Source organism: Cellulomonas sp. IC4_254, from assembly GCF_011603975.1.
GTDB lineage: Bacteria > Actinomycetota > Actinomycetes > Actinomycetales > Cellulomonadaceae > Cellulomonas.
Genome location: NZ_JAANNB010000055.1, coordinates 1 through 18,959 on the forward strand (window position 1 = coordinate 1; position 18,959 = coordinate 18,959).

The window sequence follows — 18,959 nt, forward strand, 5'->3', positions numbered from 1 at the left end:
CGTCGCCCACCCCGGCGCCGACCGACGCGCTGGGCGCGGCGGTCGGCGCCGGGGTGGGCGACGGCGACGCGGTGGGCGACGGCGACGCGGTGGGCGACGGCGACGCGGTGGGCGCGGCCGCCGGCTCCTCGGTCGCCGGCGCCGGGGCGGCCGCGGCGGCGGAGCTGGTCGCCGCCGGGGCCGAGGCCAGCACGGTGCCGCCGAAGTTGCGGGCCGTGCCGGCGAGGCCGTTCCGGAACGCCTCGAGGCTGTTGGCCCGGGAGTCCACCCGCCAGTCGTTGGTGGCGAGCTGCCCGTCGACGTAGGTCGTCACCGCGAGGTTGAACCAGGCGAACCCGATCACGTCGTCGTTGCGGCCGGGGTCGAAGCCCTCGAAGAAGGACGTCACCCAGGCGGGCTTGGTGCCGCCGACCTCGGACGCGCCGACCTCGGCGAGCAGGATCTTCTTGTCGCTGATCTCGCGGAGCTGGTCCAGCGTCCGGTCGAACGTGTACGAGAAGGTCGCGTCGTTGTCCGCCTTGTACGGCGGGCGCTGGTAGCCGGAGACGCCGACCCAGTCGACGTACGCGTCGCCCGGGTAGAGCGAGCGCAGGAACTCGGTGCTCTGGTTGGCGGCCGGGAGGTTGTTGACGATGTTCGGCGCCCACACCCAGATGACGTACTGGTTCGCGCCGTTGGCCTCGAAGACGTCGTGGACGTGCTGCCACATCTTCACGTAGTCGCCGACGTTGTTGCCGTTGATCGGGGCGCCGGAGCCGGTCTGCTCGGCCCACGGGTACCAGACGCCGTTCATCTCGTGGTCCAGGCGGATCGCGAGCGGCAGGCCGGTGGCCGCGATGTCCTTGGCGTACTGCGTCAGGTAGGCGTCGAAGTCGCCGTTGATGATCTTCGGCAGGGTGTAGTCCGGCTCGTCGACCACGTCGTTGCCGGACGAGATCGGCCGCGACTCCCAGGTGAGCATCGGGAGCATGCCGCGCTGCCAGGCACGGGTCACCGCGTTGGCGCGGTACGACTCGTCCCAGCCGCCGAAGAAGCCGACCATCGACTGCTGGCGGCCGACCTGCTGGGCCGCGTCGTCGAACGTGGCCCAGTTGAACGGGGCCTGCTCGGTGTACATGCCGAAGTAGCGGCTGGTGGGGTTCACCAGCGCCGCCTTGCTCGGCGCGCTCGGCTTGGTGGGCGCGGCCGGGGTGCTCGGGTTGTCCGGGCGCGGGTTCGTCGGGTTGGCGGCGCCGGAGCCGGCGGCCGCCGCGGACGAGCCGCCGCGGCCCGGGCGGGAGGACGAGCCGGACGAGCGCGAGGAGCCGGACTTCGAGGAGCCCGACCCGGAGGTCGCCTTCTGGTCCGCCTCGGCGGCCGCGGCGGCCTCGGCCTCGCGCTGCGCCTGGTTCTGCGCCGCGCTCTCCTCGCCCTTCTTGCGGGCCGCCTGCTCGTCGCCGAGGACCTCGCGCAGGGCGTCGGCCTGGGCGCGGCTGGACTGGAGCTGGCCCTCGAGCTCGGCGTTCCGCTGCTGGAGCGCGAGCTCCGCGGCGGTGGGCTCGTCGGCCTGGGCGTTGACGATCGAGGAGACCGTCGGCAGGTTCCACACGACGGCGGTGACGGCCACGAGGGCCAGGACGATGACGGCGGTCGCGACGCGGGCGCGGAGGGTCATCCGGCCCATCGTCGGGGCCCACCAGTGCTTGCCGCTGGGCGGGATCGGTGCGTCAGACATAGAGGAGGGCCTCCAGGGCGAACAGGACCACGGCGATCACGTAGGGGATCGCCGCGAGCGGGTTGAGCCGCCGGCGGGCGGGTGCGGGCGCGGCGGCACGGGCGTGCCGGCGCGAGCTCTCGGGAAGGGTGGCGAGCGCGGCCTCCCGGTCGGGCGCGGCCAGGTGGGGCTGGGCCAGGACGGTGGTCGCGGCCGGGGTGCTCTCCGGCGCGTCACCCGCCGCGAGGGCGGCGGGCGAGACGTGCGCGTGGACCGGGGTGCCCGGGTCCGTGGCGTGGTCCCGCTGCGTCGGGAACCCGCCGCCGGGACGGTCGACGACGTCGACCGGTGCGGTGCCGGACATCAGGCCGAGCTCGGCCTCGAGGGACGAGTCCCGCGGCGTCTCCTCGGAGAAGCCCGGGTCGCCACCGGCGTAGGCGCCGGCACGGGTGCCCCAGCCGGAGGCGTGCGCCATGCGCAGGAAGCCGAGCAGGCGGACGGGCATGAGGAAGAACGTCGAGACGATGATGAAGATCGGCAGCCGGAAGAAGTCGCCGGGAACCTCCTGCAGGTGCCGGATCTGCCGGATCGCCATGGACAGCACCGAGGACACGACCATCAGGCCGATGACCCAGAACCAGCCGGCCTGCGCGCCGTAGGTCTCGAGCATCGCCTCGTAGAGGTTGACGCCCGTGCCGCTGACGGAGCGGTAGATCCAGCCGGCGATCGTCCCGACGAGCAGGAACGGCAGCAGGATGTCGGTGAGGAAGAAGATCGCGAGGATCGGCGCGTGCCCGAGCATCCAGGGCAGCATCCGCAGCGTGTTGTACTGCGAGCCGCGGGCCCAGCGGAGCTGCTGCTTGAACAGCTTCTTCACCTGCAGCGGGGCGTCGGTGTAGACGAGGCTCGTGTGCTGGTAGACGGTCCGGTACCCCTGCTTGAGGGTCAGGTTCGTCAGGGTGCGGTCGTCGGACACCTCGAGGAAGACGCCCATGAACCGCTGCGTCATGAAGTCGTCCATGACGTCGATGAGGATGTGCCGGCGGAACGCGATGGTGCGGCCGGGGAGGCAGCCCACCTGGCCCAGCACGGACTGCGCGGGCATCGAGTAGAGCGAGCGGGAGTTCTCCAGCCAGTCCGCCCAGCGGGTGATCCAGGAGCGCGTCGGCTCGAGGATGCGCTGCCGGGTGGTGACGCCGCCGACGTTGGCGTCCTTGAACGGCTTGATCAGCTCGGGCAGCGTGCCCGGCGTCCAGACCGTGTCCGAGTCGAGCAGCACGGTGATGTCGTACCTCGACATCTCGGTGCCGATCTTCACGGCGTTCCGCTTGCCCGGGATCGGGGTGTGCACCCACTGCACGAGCGGCGCGAACTCCTCGCACACGGCCTCGAGGTCGGGGTTGCGCTTGCCGTTGATGACGACGATGACCTCGTCGGGGCGCTGCTCGGTCACGCGCGTCAGCACGTCGCGGAACAGGTCGAGCGGCTCGTCGACCACGGGGACGATCACGGAGGTCGTCTCGTGGTGCTCCTCGGTCCACGGGCGGTACCGGCGGGACAGGCCCACCTTGAGCAGCCACAGGGCCCAGACGAGCCCGGAGAAGATCGTGAAGAGGTACAGCTCGGCCTGCTCGTCGAGCATGTGCCGGATCTGCAGGATGAAGATGAACATCGCTCACCTCGGCGCTGGTTCGGGAGGGGGAGCCAGCGGCGACGGTGACGCGGCGGTGGACGGGGGACGTGGAAGCGCTGTCCCGGGTCGGAGGCGACGGGGCCTCTGTGACAGGTGCGAGGGCGGGGAAGGACGGGGGTGTCACCCGTTCGGACGGGCGGCGACGAGACGATCGGGTGGTGTCTGTGCGCCGGTTGTGCTCCCGGCCTGGAGTGGGCCCAGCGTGTTGGACGCGACCGCCGTCGCGCAACTCGCACCCGGCAAATCGGGCACCGTTTGTGAGATGGATCACAGCGAAGGTGTCCGGATTGCCCGCAAATGCGCAGATCACAGTCGTGCAAGTCGGACATGTCCGGACCGGGGAAGCGCTTCAGTGGCCGCGCTGGTCAGCCCGCGTGTCGCGCGTTGCGGGGATGTGTCGTAAGGAAGTCGGCCGCGTGAAGCCGGTCACAACAGCCGGTGACGCCCGTCAGAGTCAACCGGTGCTATGACACGACGTCACCCGACTGGTCGTGCGGTGCCAGGTGCCCTCGTCGTGGTCCCTCGACGCTCGCCGGGCAGACCAGGTGCCGCCCCGTGCGACCCCGGCCCCACCTGCACCGGGACGCGCGTCCCGGCTCGACGCGCAGAGTTGAGCGGAATAGGCTCAACTTGCTCGGCGTTGCACCGGACGTCCCGCGCAGACCCGCGGGGCACCACGCACGCACGCTGCGCGCGGCCGACCGGCCGCCGCCACCCGGACGCACGGAGGGGACGTTGGACGCGAAGCTCACCACCAAGTCGCAGGAGGCGATCGGCGACGCCATCCAGCAGGCGTCGGCCGCGGGGAACCCCCAGCTGGAGCCCGCCCACCTGCTGAACGCGCTGCTCGCCCAGGAGGGCGGCGTGGCGAACGGCCTGCTCGACGCCGTGGGCGCCGACCGCCAGGCGCTCGGCCGCGCCGTGCGCGCGATCCTGGTGAACCTGCCCGCCGCCAGCGGCTCGTCCGTCGCGCAGCCGACCGCCTCCCGGGCCACCGCGGCCGCGATCGAGGCGGCCTCCGCGGAGGCGCGCACCCTCGGTGACGACTACGTGTCGACCGAGCACCTGCTGCTCGGCCTCGCCGCCGGGCAGACCGGCGTCGCCGACGCCCTGCGCGCCCAGGGCGCGTCCCGCGACGCGCTCGCCGCCGCGCTGCCGTCGGTCCGCGGCTCCGCCCGGGTGACCAGCCCGAACCCCGAGGGCACCTACAAGGCCCTGGAGCAGTACGGCGTCGACCTCACGCAGCGCGCCCGCGGCGGGCGGCTCGACCCGGTGATCGGCCGGGACGCCGAGATCCGCCGGGTCATCCAGGTGCTGTCCCGCCGGACCAAGAACAACCCGGTGCTCATCGGCGAGCCGGGCGTCGGCAAGACCGCCGTCGTCGAGGGGCTCGCGCAGCGCATCGTCGCCGGCGATGTGCCGGAGTCGCTGCGCGGCAAGCGCCTGGTCTCGCTCGACCTGGCGGCGATGGTCGCCGGCGCGAAGTACCGCGGCGAGTTCGAGGAGCGGCTCAAGGCCGTCCTGGAGGAGATCACCTCCTCCGAGGGCGAGGTCGTCACGTTCATCGACGAGCTGCACACCGTCGTGGGCGCGGGCGCCGGCGGGGAGGGCGCGATGGACGCGGGCAACATGCTCAAGCCCATGCTGGCCCGCGGCGAGCTCCGCCTGGTCGGCGCCACCACGCTCGACGAGTACCGCGAGCGGATCGAGAAGGACCCCGCCCTGGAGCGCCGGTTCCAGCAGGTGTTCGTCGGCGAGCCGTCCGTGGAGGACACGGTCGCGATCCTGCGCGGCCTCAAGGAGCGGTACGAGGCGCACCACAAGGTGACGATCGCCGACGCCGCGCTGGTCGCCGCCGCCACGCTGTCCGACCGGTACATCACCGGCCGCCAGCTCCCGGACAAGGCGATCGACCTGGTCGACGAGGCCGCGTCCCGGCTGCGGATGGAGCTCGACTCCTCCCCGGTCGAGATCGACGAGCTGCAGCGCGCCGTCACCCGGCTGGAGATGGAGGAGGTCGTGCTGTCCGAGGCGGACGACCCGGCCTCCCGCGAGCGGCTGGAGAAGCTCCGCGCCGACCTGGCCGACCGCCGCGAGGAGCTCGCGGGGCTGACCGCGCGCTGGGAGAAGGAGAAGGCCGGGCACAACCTGGTCGGCGACCTCAAGGCCCGCCTGGACGACCTCCGCTCGACCGCCGACCGGCTGCTGCGCGAGGGCGACCTCGCCGCCGCGGCCCGGCTGCAGTACGGCGAGATCCCGGCCGTCGAGAAGGAGATCGCGGAGGCGGAGGCGAGCGAGCGCGAGGCCGACGCCGCGGCCGCCGAGGCGCAGGCCCCGATGATCGCCGACAAGGTCGGCCCGGACGAGATCGCCGAGGTCGTCGCCATGTGGACCGGCATCCCCGCCGGGCGGCTGCTCGAGGGGGAGACCGCGAAGCTGCTCCGGATGGAGCAGGTCATCGGCGAGCGGCTCATCGGGCAGTCCGCGGCGGTCGCCGCCGTGTCGGACGCCGTGCGGCGCTCGCGCGCGGGCATCGCGGACCCCGACCGGCCGACCGGCTCGTTCCTGTTCCTCGGCCCCACCGGCGTCGGCAAGACCGAGCTCGCCAAGGCGCTCGCGGACTTCCTGTTCGACGACGAGCGCGCCATGGTGCGGATCGACATGTCCGAGTACGCCGAGCGGCACTCCGTCGCGCGCCTCATCGGGGCGCCCCCGGGCTACGTCGGCTACGAGGAGGGCGGCCAGCTCACCGAGGCCGTCCGCCGGCGCCCGTACTCGGTGCTGCTGCTGGACGAGGTCGAGAAGGCGCACCCCGAGGTGTTCGACATCCTGCTGCAGGTGCTCGACGACGGCCGGCTCACCGACGGCCAGGGGCGCACGGTCGACTTCCGGAACGTCATCCTCGTGCTGACGTCCAACCTCGGCTCGCAGCACCTGGTCGACCCGCTGCTCGACCCCGAGCAGCGGAAGGCCGGCGTGATGGACGCCGTGCGCGCGGCGTTCAAGCCGGAGTTCCTCAACCGGCTCGACGACATCGTGCTGTTCGACCCGCTGTCGCTCGAGGAGATCGGCCGGATCGTCGACCTGCAGGTCGCGGCCCTCGCGGCGCGGCTGCGGGACCGGCGGCTCGTGCTCGACGTCGAGCCGGCCGCGCGCGAGTGGCTGGCGATCGAGGGCTTCGACCCGGCGTACGGCGCCCGGCCGCTGCGCCGGCTCGTCCAGCGGGAGATCGGCGACCGGCTGGCCCGGCTGCTGCTCGCGGGCGAGGTGCGCGACGGCGACACCGTGCGGGTCACGCGCGCGGCGGACGGCGGCCTGGAGCTGACCCGGGCCTGAGCCCCGCGGGCGGCGCGCTCGCGCCACGTGTCCGCGATGTCCGGTGTGCGAGGTGTGCAGGACCTGTGCGCCTCGCACGCCGGACCGGCGTCCGCCCAGGCCCGGGGCCGGGTCGCGTGCGACGATCGACCGCGATGAACGCGACCCTCGCCCTGGCCGCCCGCGCGCCCGCCGCCTCCGACGCCGCGCCCGAGCTCACGGGCCTGGCCGGCTGGGTCGTCGGCGTGATCGAGACGCTCGGCCCCGCCGGGGTCGGGCTCGTCGTCGCGCTGGAGAACCTGTTCCCGCCGATCCCGTCCGAGGTCGTGCTGCCCGTCGCCGGCTACGTCGCCAGCCAGGGGCAGATGAGCCTCGTGTGGGCGATCGTCGCCGCCACCCTCGGCGCGGTCGCCGGCGCCTGGGTGCTCTACGGCCTGGGCGCGTGGTTCGGCCGCGCGCGGCTGCGCCGCTGGCTGGAGCGGATCCCGCTGATGGAGGTCGAGGACCTCGACAAGGCCGAGGCGTGGTTCGACCGGCACGGCGGCGCCGCGGTGCTCATCGGCCGGTGCGTGCCGATCGTCCGCTCGCTGGTGTCGGTCCCCGCGGGCCTGGAGCGGATGCCGCAGGTGCGGTTCCTGCTCTACACCGCGATCGGCAGCGCCGTGTGGAACAGCCTGCTGATCGTCGGCGGGTACCTGCTCGGTTCCCAGTGGCAGGACGTCGGGCACTACTCCGACTACATCAACTACGCCGTGTACGCGGCCATCGTGATCGTGGTGGTCCGCTTCGTCTGGACCCGCCTCCGCCGCCGCCGCACCACCGCCGAGGGCTGACCGCCCCGCACGCGGCGGATCCCGGCGCCTCCCCTCGGAGGCTCCGAGCGCGGCCGGAGGTGTGCGCGGGTCCCCGGAGGCCCCCGGCGGGCACCACGACGACCCGGGGGAGCCTCCGAACTGGCCTCGCTCAGCCGAAGAGCTCCGCGACCGCGGACGAGTAGAGGTCCTGGCCCTTCATGCGGCTGGTCTCGTCGGGGCCCAGCACGTGGCGGAGGCCGTCGTCGCCGACGAGCTGGGAGGCGCCGCCGGTGCGGCCCAGGGGGAGCACGATGCGCTCTGGTGCCGGGGCGTAGGTTGCGGTCGGCTCCCGGCCGTCGAGCGTCGCGCGGATGTTCGCCGCCACCACCTCGGCGTGCGCCCGGGCCGCCGAGGCGCGCTTGGACTCCGGCACGTCGGTGATGTCGCCGACCGCCCACACCGTCGGGTGCCCGGTCAGCGCCAGCGTCGGGTCGACCCGCACCTCGCCCAGGCCGTTGCGCGTCCCCGCGAGGTCGCCGGCCAGGTAGTCGCTCGCCGGCAGGTTGCCGTAGCAGCGGAACCACATCTGCGCCTCGACGCGCTCGCCGGCCTCGGTCTCGACCACGAACGGCTCGTGCACGCCGACGTCCACCGGCGGCAGGTAGCCGAGCCGGGAGCCCAGCAGGAAGTCGACCTTCCCGTCGAGCTGCGCGTGCACCTCGGCGCGCAGCTCGGGCACGTAGTCGCCGGTGGTCAGGGCGTCGTCCGCCTGGTCGACCACCGTGATCGCGAGGTGCGGGAACGCGTCCAGCAGCTCGCCGACCAGCTCCAGGCCGACCGCACCCGCCCCGACGACCAGCACCCGCTCCGTCCGCTCCAGGCCCGCGCGCATCCGGGCGAGCCGCGCCCGCGCCACCGTGGTCTCGGACTCGATGAACTTGGCGGGGAACGGGTACGACGTGCCGGTGGCCAGCACCAGGTGGTCGGCCTCGACCGTCGTGCCGTCCGCCAGCCGCACGGCGGAGGACGTGGCCCGCTCGACCCGCTGGTGCACGACCCGGCCGCGCTCCAGCAGCCGGTCGTAGCCGAAGAACACCCGGCTCTCCCAGACCGGGTCCACCGCGGCACGCAGGGCCGCCGACGCGTGCACGAACGCGTCCTTGGGCTCGACGAGCACCACGTCGGCGACGTCGTCGAGCAGCGTCGCCACCCGCGTCCCGCCGTACCCGCCCCCGACCACGACGACCCGCGGCGCTGCCATGTCGAACCCCTCTCGCCCGTGCGCGGCCGCCGGTCGCGGCCCCGTGCTGACGAGCCTGCCAGCGACCCCGGGCCCCGGGATGGGACGCAGGGCCCGGTCGCGCCGTGACGTGCGCGACCCCCGCCGACGCTGCAGGCCCGCCGCGCGTGGTGCGCGACGGGCCTGCGGGCGGGTGCGGCGTGCGGCGCCGCCGGCGCGTCAGGCCGCGGCCTGCGCCACCAGCGCGTCCAGGCCGTCCAGGTCGAAGCCGCCCATGCCGAAGCTCGCGACGACGCGCATCGGCATGTCGCCCATCATCGCCAGCATCGTCGGGTCGAGCGCCGCGGTGGCCTCGCCGAACGCGGCCCCGAGCAGCTCGGCGCCGCGCGGGTGGGCCAGCCACTCGTTGACCGTGGAGTCCGGCGTGAGCGTGCCGTGCAGCGCCTCGCCGGTGACCGTCACCTCGGCCGTGCCGCGGATGTCGCGGGACGACGCGCCGACCTCGACCACGGTGCGGCCGCCGCCGACGACCCACCGGCGCAGCCCCGGGTGCCAGTACGACAGGTCCCGGGCGTCGAGCGCGAAGGTCAGCGTGCGGGACTCGCCGGGCTCCAGCGTCACCTTGGCGAACGCCTTGAGCTCGCGGGTCGGGCGCAGCACGGCCGCCTCCGGGTCGCCGACGTAGACCTGGACGGTCTCAGCGCCGGCGCGGTCGCCGGTGTTGGTCACCGTGACGGTCACGTCGACCGCGGCGGACGCACCCTCGCCGGACCCGGTCGCCGTGACGTCGGAGTAGCCGAACGTCGTGTACGACAGGCCGTGGCCGAACGGGTACGCGACGTCGAGCAGCCGGGTGTCGTACCAGCGGTAGCCGATGAGCACGCCCTCGCCGTACCGGACGTGGCCGTTGTCCCCGGGGAAGTTCCCGAACGCGGGGGTGTCCTCGACGCGGTGCGGGATGGTCTCGGCGAGCTTGCCGGACGGGTTCCGGACGCCGAGCAGCAGGTCGGCGACGGCCGAGCCGCCGGCCTGGCCGCCGAGCCAGGTCTCCAGGACCGCGGCGGCGTCGTCCTGCCACTCGACGGCGACCGCCGAGCCGTTGGCCAGCACGACGACCACGCGGTCGTTCACCTCGGCGACCGCGCGGAGCACGGCGAGCTGGTTCGCGGGCAGGTCGAGGTGCGTGCGGTCGTAGCCCTCGGACTCGTCGGGCGCGGGCAGGCCGAGGAACAGCAGCACCGTCCCGGCGCCGCGGGCGGCCTCGACGGCCTCCGTGAGCAGGGCCGAGTCGTCGGCGTCCTGGGAGCCCTCCACCCCGGCGACCGAGAAGCCGGCCGCGAACCGCAGCTCGGTGCCGGTCGCCGACCGCAGCGCGGTGAGGGCGTCGTCCAGGCGGGTCGGGTTCACCTGCGAGGAGCCGGCGCCCTGGTAGCGCGGGGTGCGGGCGAACTCGCCGATGACCACGGCCTGCGCCGCCGCCTCCGGGGAGAGCGGCAGCACCGGCGCGCCGCCGACGACCGCGTTCTTCAGCAGCACCGAGCCGTCCGCGGCGGCCTCGCGCGCCAGCGCGTGGTGCGCCTCGACGTCGATCGGGCCGGGCTCCGCCAGCGCGGGCTGCGCCCGGGCGATCATCGCCAGCACCCGGCGCACCGCCGTGTCGAGCACGGCCTCGTCCAGCCGGCCGTTCTTCACCGCGTCGACGACCAGCGCGTCCGTGCGACCGCCGGTGGCCGGCATCTCCAGGTCGAGCCCCGCGGCGACGGCGGCGACGCGGTCGACCACGGCGCCCCAGTCGGACACGACCAGGCCCTCGAAGCCCCACTCGTCGCGCAGCACCTCGGTCAGCAGCCAGGGGTCCTGGGAGGCGTAGGTGCCGTTGATCCTGTTGTACGAGCACATGACCGTCCACGGCTGCGCCCGCGTGACCACGCGCTCGAAGGCCGGGAGGTAGATCTCGCGGAGCGTGCGCTCGTCCACGTCGGAGGAGACCCGCATGCGGTCCGTCTCCTGGTTGTTCGCGGCGAAGTGCTTGAGCGACGTGCCGACGCCCTCGGACTGGATGCCGGACACGAGCGCCGCGCCGAGGTCGCCGGCGAGCGCCGGGTCCTCGGAGAAGTACTCGAAGTTCCGCCCGCACAGCGGCGAGCGCTTCATGTTCACGCCGGGGCCGAGCAGCACGGCGACCTCGTTGCCGCGGGTCTCCCGGCCCAGCGCGCGGCCGACGCGGTCGAGCAGGTCGACGTCCCAGGTGGAGGCCAGCGCGGCGGCGGGCGGGAAGCAGGTGGCGGGCACGGAGTTGCCGATGCCCAGGTGGTCGGCGCTCTCGGCCTGCTTGCGGAGGCCGTGCGGGCCGTCAGTCACCATCACCCGGGGGACGCCGAGGCGGTCCACGCCGTCGGTGTGCCAGAAGTCGGAGCCGGACGTCAGTGCCGCCTTCTCCTCCAGGGTGAGCTCGGCCAGGACGCGCTCGACGTCGAATGCGGCGGTCATGCTGGGGCACCTCCTCGTGCGTGGGGCTGTTGCGGCCACCCTAGCGGATTCCTACCGCCTGGTCGGGTTGTCGGCGGGGATCGGTCGACCTCCTGTGAGAACCTGTCCAGCACGCGCCGCCCGGCGCGCCACGAGCACGGTGACGGGGGCAGGGACGATGTCCGTCGAGACGCAGCAACGGGGCTACGCGAAAGGGCGCGCCAAGCGCCGCGAGATCATCGACCAGGCGACGGCCATGTTCGGCGAGGTCGGCTACCGCGGGGCGTCGCTGCGCGAGATCGCCGCGCGCTGCGGCATCTCGCACCCCGGCCTGCTGCACCACTTCCCGACCAAGGAGTCGCTGCTGCTCGCCGTGCTCGAGCACCGCGACGACGTCGACATCGAGTGGCTCGAGACCGACAGCCCGGACGGCGTCACGACCCTGCGGCACCTCGTCGAGCTCGTGGCGCTGAACGCGACCCGGCGGGGGATCGTCGAGCTGTACGCCGTGCTGTCGGCCGAGGCGACGTCCGCGGACCACCCGGCGCACGCCTACTTCCAGGACCGGTACCGCCGCGCGCTGGACGCCGCGACGACCGCCTACGCCCGCGCCGCCGACCAGGGGGCGCTCCGCGAGGGCGTCGACCCGGGCCCGGCGGGCCGCCAGCTCATCGCGCTCATGGACGGCATGCAGGTGCAGTGGCTGCTGGACGACGAGACGACCGACATGGCGGGCGTCGTGCGGCGGTTCGTGCAGGACCAGCTGGTCGTCCCGCTGGACGCGGCCGACGCCACCCCGGCCGACGCGGCGGAGCTCGGCGTCGAGGTCGACGGCTAGCACCGGTCGGTCCTAGGCCGGCGCGGCCGTGCCGTCCAGCAGGGAGCCGGTCACCGGCGCCGGCGGCACCGCCACGCAGAGACCCGCCCGGTCGCCGCGCGCCCAGGACGCCTCCGTCGGCGCCCACGCGAGCATCCGGGTCCCCTGGTCGCGCTCCGCAGCCGTCAGGGTGCACGACGCCGCCACGCGCGCCGACGCCTCGGCGGCTCCGGGCCAGTCGGCCCCGGGCTCGAAGGCGTACGACGAGAGCACCTGCGCCGCGTGCGGGTCGGCGCACGGCACCACGCGCACCCGGTCGACCGGGCCGTCCTCGGGCACCTCGGCGAGGCAGCTGCCGGGGACGAGCTGCACCGCGTGCGCGTCGACCGGCGCCGGGACGTCGGCGGGCAGCGGGCGCGACGCGACCGCCGACCCGACGAGCACCGCGATCAGCGGGACCCAGGCGAGCGTCGCGACGGCGCCGAGGACCACACCCGCCACCGCGAGCCCGCGGCCGCGGCGGGGCCGGGGCGCGGCGGGCCGGGTGCGCCGCAGCCCCACGAGCCCGAGCACCAGGGCGACCGGCCCGGTGCCCAGCATGCCGGTGACCAGCGCCGCGACCGAGACGCCGTCGGTCGGCGGCGGGGGCGGCGTCCAGCCGGGGGCGTAGAACGGCTCGGGGTAGCCGTACGGGCCGGTCACGTCACACCTCCGCCGCGGACCCGGCCGCGAACGTCCCGGTGAGCACCGACCCGGTGGACGCCGGCTCGGTCGACAGCACGCAGTAGGCCCACCGGTCGCCGGCGGCGTACTGGTCCGGGTGCACGAAGTAGACGTCGGCCCAGGAGTCCGGCGGCAGCACGGCGGGGTCCACCAGCGACTCGACCACGCCCGCGCACCGGTCCAGCAGCGCGGTGTACGCCGCGTCGGGGTCCGTCACGTCGGCGCGCACCGGCTCCGCCATCGTCAGCCGCTCCAGCACCTCGCTCCCGTGCCCGCCCGCGCAGTCGACGACGTGCCCGTCGGAGATGTCGTACGTCTCGGGTGTCGCGGCGAGGCAGTCGCCGGGGACCAGCGCGTCGGTCAGGGCGAACCACGGCAGGGTGCTCCCGGGGTCGGCGTCGCCCGCGGCCGTCGCGCTGCCGGAGGACGACAGGGCCGTCCCCGCCGGTGCCACGGCGATCGCGACGGTGACCGCGAGCGCGACCACCGTGAGGGCGGTCAGGGCGCCGCCGATCCAGGTCGCCGCCACCGCGAGACCGCGACCCTGCGCGCCGGTGCGGCGGACCCGGCGCTGCGCACCGATGCCGAGCCCCAGCGCGACCGGCCCCGCGACCGGGACGGCGACGCCGGCGCAGGCCACCACGAAGGCCGCGATCGCGAGCCCGTCGGTCGGGCGGGGCAGCCACGCCGGCGGCGGGGCGGCGCCGTACGGCGGCAGGGGCGCCACCGGCGGCGCCACGGGCGGCGTCACGGGTGCGGCCACGGGCGGTCCGGGGAAGGACGGCGCCGCGCCCGGCCAGGCCGGCGGACCCGGCTCGGGGGTCGACATGCGCCGAACCTAGCGGGCGGCCACCCCGCCGCGGGCCGCGCGCCCGCGCGGTTCCCCCGGACGGGCGCGCCCGCGCCCGCGACGCTCAGGCCGCGTCGGCGATGTCCAGCACCACCGGCACGTGGTCCGACGGCGCCTTGCCCTTGCGCTCGACCCGCTCGATCGACACGCCGGTCACCCGCGGGGCGAGCGCGGGGGACGCCCAGGTGAAGTCGATCCGCATGCCCTCGTTCCGCGGGAACCGCAGCTGCTGGTAGTCCCAGTAGGTGTAGGTGTGCTCCGCCGGCACGTGCACCCGGGACACCTCGGTGTAGCCGCCGGCGCCGAACGCCTGGAACGCGTCGCGCTCGGCGGGCGTCACGTGCGTCCGGCCGGCGAACACGCCGATGTCCCAGACGTCCGTGTCCAGGGGCGCCACGTTCCAGTCGCCGACGAGGGCGACCGGCAGCGCCGGGTCCTCCTCGATCCACCGGCGCGACTCCTGCTGGAGCGCCTCCAGCCAGCGCAGCTTGTAGTCGAAGTGCGGGTCCCCGACCTCGCGGCCGTTGGGGATGTACAGGCTCCACACCCGGACGCCGCCGCAGCTCGCGCCGAGCGCACGCGCCTCGGTCACCGGGTCCTCGCCCCAGCCGGGCTGGCCGGCGAACGCGTGCTCGACGTCGTCGATCCCGACCCGGGACGCGATCGCCACGCCGTTCCACTGGCTGAAGCCGCTCGTCACCACCTCGTAGCCGGCGGCCTCGAACGCCTCGCGCGGGAACTGCTCGTCCTTGCACTTGGTCTCCTGCATCGCCAGCACGTCCGTGCCGGTCCGCTCCAGGAAGGCGATCACGCGGTCGACGCGGGTGCGGACGGAGTTCACGTTCCAGGTGGCGAGGCGCATGACCGGCACGGTACCGGCCGGGCCCGACACCCGCGGAACCGGGTACCGGCACCCGGGCGACGGGGGGTCCGCGACCGTAGGGTGGCGGCATGGGAACCGCACTGATCACGGGCGCGAGCTCCGGCCTGGGGCTCGAGTTCGCCTGGCAGCTCGCCACGGCCCGGCACGACGTCGTCCTCGTCGCCCGCGACGGCGAGCGGCTCGAGCGCCTCGCCGCCCAGCTCCGCGCCGCGGCCGGCGTGGACGCCGAGGTGCTGCGGGCCGACCTGACCGACCGCGACGACCTGGAGCGGGTCGCCGAGCGGCTGCGTGCCGCCGAGCGCCCGGTCGGGCTGCTCGTGAACAACGCGGGCGTCGGCCTCGGGCAGCGGTTCGTCGGCAGCGACCTGGCGACGCAGGAGGCGGCCCTCGAGCTCATGGTCCGCGGGGTGCTCGTGCTGTCGCACGCCGCGGCCGGCGCCATGGTCCAGCGCGGGCGCGGCGCGATCCTCAACGTCGGCTCCGTCGCGGCCCTCATGACGTCCGGCACCTACTCCGCGCACAAGGCGTGGGTGCGAACCTTCACCGAGGGCCTGGCGGCCGAGCTCGCGGGCACCGGCGTCACCGCGACCGTGGTGTCCCCGGGCCTGACCCACACCGAGTTCCACGAGCGCGCCGGCCTGCGCGCCGAGCAGGCGTACCCGTCGCTGGCCTGGCTGTCCGCCGACCGGGTCGTGGCCACGGCGCTCGCGGACGTCCGGCGCGGGGCGGTGCTGTCCACCCCGAGCCTGCGGTACCGGGTCGCGTCGGGCGCGCTGCGCGTGCTGCCGCGCTCCGCGCTGCGCGCGCTGTCCTCGCGCCGCCCGGACCGCGCCCCCGGGGACTGAGCCGCGCCGCGGCCTCGCTACGCTGGCGGCCGTGACGACCTCCTCCCTCTCCCCGACGCCCCGCGAGCAGCTCCGCGACCTCATCGTCGAGCTGGCCGTCGTGCGCGGCCGGGTCACGCTGTCCTCCGGCCGCGAGGCCGACTACTACGTCGACCTGCGCCGGGTGACCCTGCACCACCGCGCCGCGCCGCTGATCGGCCACGTGCTGCTCGACCGGCTCGAGGAGGTCGGCCTGGGCACGGCCGACGTCGAGGCCGTCGGCGGCCTGACGCTCGGCGCCGACCCGGTCGCCACCGCGCTGCTGCACGCCGCCGCGTCCCGCGGGCAGGACCTCGACGCGTTCGTGGTCCGCAAGGAGGCCAAGGCGCACGGCATGCAGCGCCGCATCGAGGGCCCGGACATCGCGGGACGGCCGGTCGTCGTGCTCGAGGACACCTCGACCACCGGCGCCTCGCCGATCGCGGCCGTCGAGGCCGCGCGGGAGGCCGGGGCGGACGTCCGCGGCGTCGCCGTCATCGTCGACCGCGCCACCGGGGCCCGGGAGAAGATCGAGGCGCTCGGCGTGCCGTACCACTTCCTGTTCGACCTGACGGACCTCGGCCTGGCCTGAGCCGCCGGGCGCCGGCCCGGCCCGGTTCCCACCCGGTCGTCGCGTCACCACCCGGTCCTCCGGTGGGTGGCGCGACGATCCGGTGGCCATCAGCGGTCCTGGGTCAGGCCCCGTACGACTCCGCCCACTCCGGCACGCGGTCGACCAGGTCCGCCACCGAGTCCAGCACCTGCGTCGGCCGGAACGGGTAGCGCACCAGGTCCTCGGTGCGGGTCGACCCGGTGAGCACGAGGAACGTCCGCAGCCCCGCCTCGATGCCGGCGACGACATCGGTGTCCATCCGGTCGCCGATCATCGCGGTCGTCTCGGAGTGCGCGTCGATCCGGTTGAGCGCGGACCGGATCATCATGGGGTTCGGCTTGCCGACGAAGTACGGCTGCCGCCCCGTCGCCGCGGTGATCATCGCGGCCACCGCGCCCGTGGCCGGCAGGTCGCCCTCCTGGCTCGGGCCGGTGACGTCCGGGTTGGTCGCGATGAACCGGGCACCGCCCTGGATCAGCCGGATCGCGCGGGTGATCGCCTCGAACGAGTAGGTCCGGGTCTCGCCCAGCACCACGAAGTCCGGGTCCGCGGAGGTCAGCGTGTAGCCGGCCTCGTACAGCGCGGTCGTCAGGCCGGCCTCGCCGATGACGTACGCCGAGCCGCCGGGCTCCTGGTCCGTGAGGAACTGCGCGGTCGCCAGCGCCGAGGTCCACAGGGACTCCTCGGCGAGGTCGATGCCCGACGCGGCGAGGCGGGCGCGCAGGTCGCGCGGCGTGAAAATCGAGTTGTTCGTGAGCACGAGGAACGGGTGGTCGCCGTCCCGCAGCGCGCGCACGAACTCCGGCGCACCGGGCAGGGCCACGCCCTCGTGCACCAGCACGCCGTCCATGTCGGACAGCCAGGACGCGATCGGGCGGGCGGTCACTGGTCGAACGCCTTCCGCTCCACGGCGGCCCGCTCGGCGTCCTCGTCGTACCGCTGGTCGCGGCCGTCCGCGGTGACCTCGCCGCGCTTCGCCGCCCGGCGCCCGCGCCACAGCTCGATGCCGACCGGGATCACCGAGACCAGCACGATCAGGACGGCCAGGGCCTCGATGTTGTCCCGGACGAACGAGATCGTGCCGAGCAGGTAGCCCAGCACCGTGATGCCGACGCCCCACAGCAGCGCCCCGATGACGTTGTACGAGACGAACGTGCGGTACCGCATGCCGCCGACGCCCGCCGCGACCGGGGCGTAGGTGCGCACGATCGGCACGAACCGGGCCAGGATCACGGTCCGGCCGCCGTACTTGTCGAAGTACGCGTACGTCTGGTCGATGTACTGCTGCTTGAAGATCTTCGAGTCCGGCCGGCGGAACAGCTTCGGCCCCACCTTGTTGCCGATGAAGTAGGCCACCTGGTCGCCGAGGAACGCCGCCGCGAACAGCAGCACGCACAGCAGCCACAGCGGGAAGTCGAGCGCGTCCTGGGCGACGAGGGCGCCCGCGGTGAACAGCAGCGAGTCGCCGGGCAGCAGCGGGAACAGCAGCCCGGTCTCGATGAAGACGACGACGACGATCCCGATCAGCGCGTACGAGCCGAACGAGGAGATGAGGTGCTCGGCGTCGAGCCAGTCCGGCAGCAGCGCGGGCTGGGCGCCGAGGGCAGGGACGAGCGACACGAGCGCGGCTGACGCAGGCATGGGGTTCAGCGTACGGGGCCGGGCCCGGGACGCCGGGCCCGGGGCGTGCAGGTCGTGTGCGGGTGCGGCGGCGGGTGCGGGTGCGGCAACCGGCCGGGGGTACGGGTGCCCGGGTGCCGGCGCGGTGCGACAGGATGGCGGCCGTGACCTCCCCGCAGACCGGCGAGCCCGGCGTCCTCGGCACCCCGCTCACGCCCGGCGCGACCCGCGTCCTGCTGCTCGGCTCCGGCGAGCTCGGCAAGGAGGTCGCGATCGAGCTGCAGCGGCTCGGCGTCGAGGTGGTCGCCGTCGACCGGTACCCCGACGCCCCCGCCATGCAGGTCGCGCACCGGTCGCACGTCGTCGACATGCTCGACCCCGCCGCGCTGCGGGCCGTCCTCGACGCCGAGCGCCCGCACGTCGTGGTCCCGGAGATCGAGGCGATCGCGACGCACGTGCTCGCGGAGGTCGAGGCGTCCGGCGTCCGGGTCGTCCCCACCGCCCGCGCCACCGTGCTCACCATGGACCGCGAGGGGATCCGGCGGCTGGCCGCCGAGGAGCTCGGGCTGCCCACCTCGCCGTACCGGTTCGTCGACGACCTCGGGTCGCTCCGGGCGGCCGTGGACGAGGTCGGGCTGCCGTGCGTCGTGAAGCCGGTCATGTCCTCCTCGGGCAAGGGGCAGTCCGTGGTGCGCACCGCGGACGACGTCGAGGGGGCGTGGGCGTACGCGCAGTCGGGCGGGCGGGCCACGGGCGACGGCGGCGCCCCGGTGCGGGTGATCGTCGAGGGCTTCGTGCGGTTCGACTCCGAGATCACCCTGCTCACCGTCCGGCACGCCGGCGGCACCACGTTCTGCGACCCCGTCGGCCACGTGCAGGTCGACGGCGACTACCGGGAGTCCTGGCAGCCCGCCCCGCTGCCGCCCGGCACGCTCGCCGAGGCGCAGCGGGTCGCGGCCGCCGTGACCGACGCGCTCGGCGGCTGGGGGCTGTTCGGCGTCGAGCTGTTCGTCGTGGGGGACCGGGTGCTGTTCTCCGAGGTGTCGCCGCGCCCGCACGACACCGGCCTCGTCACGCTCGCGTCCCAGGACCTGTCGGAGTTCGCGCTGCACGCGCGCGCCGTGCTCGGGCTGCCCGTGGGCGACGTCCTGGCGCTCGGGCCCGCCGCCTCCTGCGCCGTGCTCGCCGAGGGCACCGGGGTACCGCGGTTCTCCGGCGTCGACGCGGCGCTCGCGGTGCCGACCGCGCAGGTCCGGCTGTTCGGCAAGCCCTCCGTCGCGGGCCGGCGGCGGGTCGCGGTCACGGTCGCCCGCGGCGGCGACGTCGAGCAGGCCCGCGAGCGCGCCCGGGACGCCGCGGTGGCGCTGACCGTCGACCTGCTGTGAC

General features: G+C 74.7%; 15 protein-coding genes. 6 read left to right on the forward strand and 9 right to left on the reverse strand.

Features of this window, described 5'->3' with window-relative positions; translation table 11 throughout:
- On the reverse strand, positions 1–1,714 hold a 1,714-nt coding region (locus G6556_RS07660), incomplete at its 3' end, for a glycosyl hydrolase (RefSeq protein WP_166940058.1).
- Positions 1,707–3,365, reverse strand: coding sequence for a glycosyltransferase family 2 protein (locus tag G6556_RS07665; protein ID WP_166940060.1), 1,659 nt, complete (start codon positions 3,363–3,365; stop codon positions 1,707–1,709). The genes G6556_RS07660 and G6556_RS07665, both read right to left, overlap by 8 nt.
- Before the next feature lie 756 nt (positions 3,366–4,121).
- Between G6556_RS07665 and clpB the strand changes: the two genes are divergently transcribed.
- Both clpB and G6556_RS07675 read left to right on the forward strand, forming a co-directional pair.
- Positions 4,122–6,722 carry an ATP-dependent chaperone ClpB gene (clpB, locus tag G6556_RS07670; protein WP_166940062.1) on the forward strand — a complete coding sequence of 867 codons (2,601 nt, stop codon included), beginning with the start codon at positions 4,122–4,124 and terminating at the stop codon, positions 6,720–6,722.
- A 134-nt stretch (positions 6,723–6,856) separates the two neighbouring features.
- On the forward strand, positions 6,857–7,534 hold the full coding sequence (locus tag G6556_RS07675) for a DedA family protein (protein WP_166940064.1): 678 nt from the start codon (positions 6,857–6,859) through the stop codon (positions 7,532–7,534).
- A gap of 130 nt (positions 7,535–7,664) precedes the next feature.
- On the opposite strand, the gene G6556_RS07680 is transcribed toward G6556_RS07675, so the two are convergent.
- On the reverse strand, positions 7,665–8,756 hold the full coding sequence (locus G6556_RS07680; RefSeq protein WP_166940066.1) for an FAD-dependent oxidoreductase: 1,092 nt from the start codon (positions 8,754–8,756) through the stop codon (positions 7,665–7,667).
- Positions 8,757–8,954: 198 nt separating this feature from the next.
- On the reverse strand, positions 8,955–11,225 hold the full coding sequence (locus tag G6556_RS07685) for a glycoside hydrolase family 3 C-terminal domain-containing protein (RefSeq protein ID WP_166940068.1): 2,271 nt from the start codon (positions 11,223–11,225) through the stop codon (positions 8,955–8,957).
- Positions 11,226–11,382: 157 nt separating this feature from the next.
- Here G6556_RS07685 and G6556_RS07690 point away from each other — a divergent pair, with 157 nt between their 5' ends.
- The gene (locus G6556_RS07690; RefSeq protein ID WP_166940070.1) at positions 11,383–12,042 is read left to right on the forward strand and encodes a TetR/AcrR family transcriptional regulator; all 660 of its coding nucleotides are present in this window, start codon (positions 11,383–11,385) and stop codon (positions 12,040–12,042) included.
- 12 nt (positions 12,043–12,054) lie between these two features.
- On the opposite strand, the gene G6556_RS07695 is transcribed toward G6556_RS07690, so the two are convergent.
- The 3 genes from G6556_RS07695 to G6556_RS07705 form a co-directional block, all read right to left on the reverse strand.
- A complete protein-coding gene (locus G6556_RS07695; RefSeq protein ID WP_346774776.1) occupies positions 12,055–12,723 on the reverse strand; it encodes a DUF4190 domain-containing protein in 669 nt (222 codons plus the stop codon).
- 1 nt (position 12,724) lies between these two features.
- Positions 12,725–13,573, reverse strand: a complete 849-nt coding sequence (locus tag G6556_RS07700) for a DUF4190 domain-containing protein (protein ID WP_166940072.1) — start codon at positions 13,571–13,573, stop codon at positions 12,725–12,727.
- A gap of 85 nt (positions 13,574–13,658) precedes the next feature.
- Positions 13,659–14,456, reverse strand: a complete 798-nt coding sequence (locus G6556_RS07705; protein WP_166940074.1) for an exodeoxyribonuclease III — start codon at positions 14,454–14,456, stop codon at positions 13,659–13,661.
- 89 nt (positions 14,457–14,545) lie between these two features.
- Here G6556_RS07705 and G6556_RS07710 point away from each other — a divergent pair, with 89 nt between their 5' ends.
- The gene (locus G6556_RS07710; RefSeq protein ID WP_166940076.1) at positions 14,546–15,322 is read left to right on the forward strand and encodes an SDR family NAD(P)-dependent oxidoreductase; all 777 of its coding nucleotides are present in this window, start codon (positions 14,546–14,548) and stop codon (positions 15,320–15,322) included.
- Positions 15,323–15,353: 31 nt separating this feature from the next.
- The gene (gene pyrE, locus G6556_RS07715) at positions 15,354–15,932 is read left to right on the forward strand and encodes an orotate phosphoribosyltransferase (protein ID WP_166940078.1); all 579 of its coding nucleotides are present in this window, start codon (positions 15,354–15,356) and stop codon (positions 15,930–15,932) included.
- Between the two features lie 103 nt (positions 15,933–16,035).
- Here pyrE and G6556_RS07720 read toward each other — a convergent pair whose 3' ends face one another.
- Both G6556_RS07720 and G6556_RS07725 read right to left on the reverse strand, forming a co-directional pair.
- Entirely contained in the window at positions 16,036–16,803 is a 768-nt protein-coding gene (locus G6556_RS07720) for an HAD-IIA family hydrolase (protein WP_166940086.1), read from the reverse strand.
- A 32-nt stretch (positions 16,804–16,835) separates the two neighbouring features.
- Entirely contained in the window at positions 16,836–17,594 is a 759-nt protein-coding gene (locus G6556_RS07725; RefSeq protein ID WP_166940080.1) for a VTT domain-containing protein, read from the reverse strand.
- A gap of 143 nt (positions 17,595–17,737) precedes the next feature.
- On the opposite strand from G6556_RS07725, the gene purT reads away from it, so the two are divergent.
- The gene (gene purT / locus G6556_RS07730; protein ID WP_346774777.1) at positions 17,738–18,958 is read left to right on the forward strand and encodes a formate-dependent phosphoribosylglycinamide formyltransferase; all 1,221 of its coding nucleotides are present in this window, start codon (positions 17,738–17,740) and stop codon (positions 18,956–18,958) included.
- Position 18,959 lies beyond the last annotated feature (1 nt).

What these genes read in the sequence shown, in the direction of transcription:
- G6556_RS07700 (WP_166940072.1), bottom strand. Translation starts at nt 13,573, where the DNA reads ATGTCGACCCCCGAGCCGGGTCCGCCGGCCTGGCCGGGCGCGGCGCCG.
- G6556_RS07720 (WP_166940086.1), bottom strand. Translation starts at nt 16,803, where the DNA reads ATGGACGGCGTGCTGGTGCACGAGGGCGTGGCCCTGCCCGGTGCGCCG.
- G6556_RS07665 (WP_166940060.1), bottom strand. Translation starts at nt 3,365, where the DNA reads ATGTTCATCTTCATCCTGCAGATCCGGCACATGCTCGACGAGCAGGCC.
- G6556_RS07710 (WP_166940076.1), top strand. Translation starts at nt 14,546, where the DNA reads ATGGGAACCGCACTGATCACGGGCGCGAGCTCCGGCCTGGGGCTCGAG.
- G6556_RS07685 (WP_166940068.1), bottom strand. Translation starts at nt 11,225, where the DNA reads ATGACCGCCGCATTCGACGTCGAGCGCGTCCTGGCCGAGCTCACCCTG.
- G6556_RS07675 (WP_166940064.1), top strand. Translation starts at nt 6,857, where the DNA reads ATGAACGCGACCCTCGCCCTGGCCGCCCGCGCGCCCGCCGCCTCCGAC.
- G6556_RS07725 (WP_166940080.1), bottom strand. Translation starts at nt 17,594, where the DNA reads ATGCCTGCGTCAGCCGCGCTCGTGTCGCTCGTCCCTGCCCTCGGCGCC.
- G6556_RS07690 (WP_166940070.1), top strand. Translation starts at nt 11,383, where the DNA reads ATGTCCGTCGAGACGCAGCAACGGGGCTACGCGAAAGGGCGCGCCAAG.
- G6556_RS07705 (WP_166940074.1), bottom strand. Translation starts at nt 14,456, where the DNA reads ATGCGCCTCGCCACCTGGAACGTGAACTCCGTCCGCACCCGCGTCGAC.
- G6556_RS07680 (WP_166940066.1), bottom strand. Translation starts at nt 8,756, where the DNA reads ATGGCAGCGCCGCGGGTCGTCGTGGTCGGGGGCGGGTACGGCGGGACG.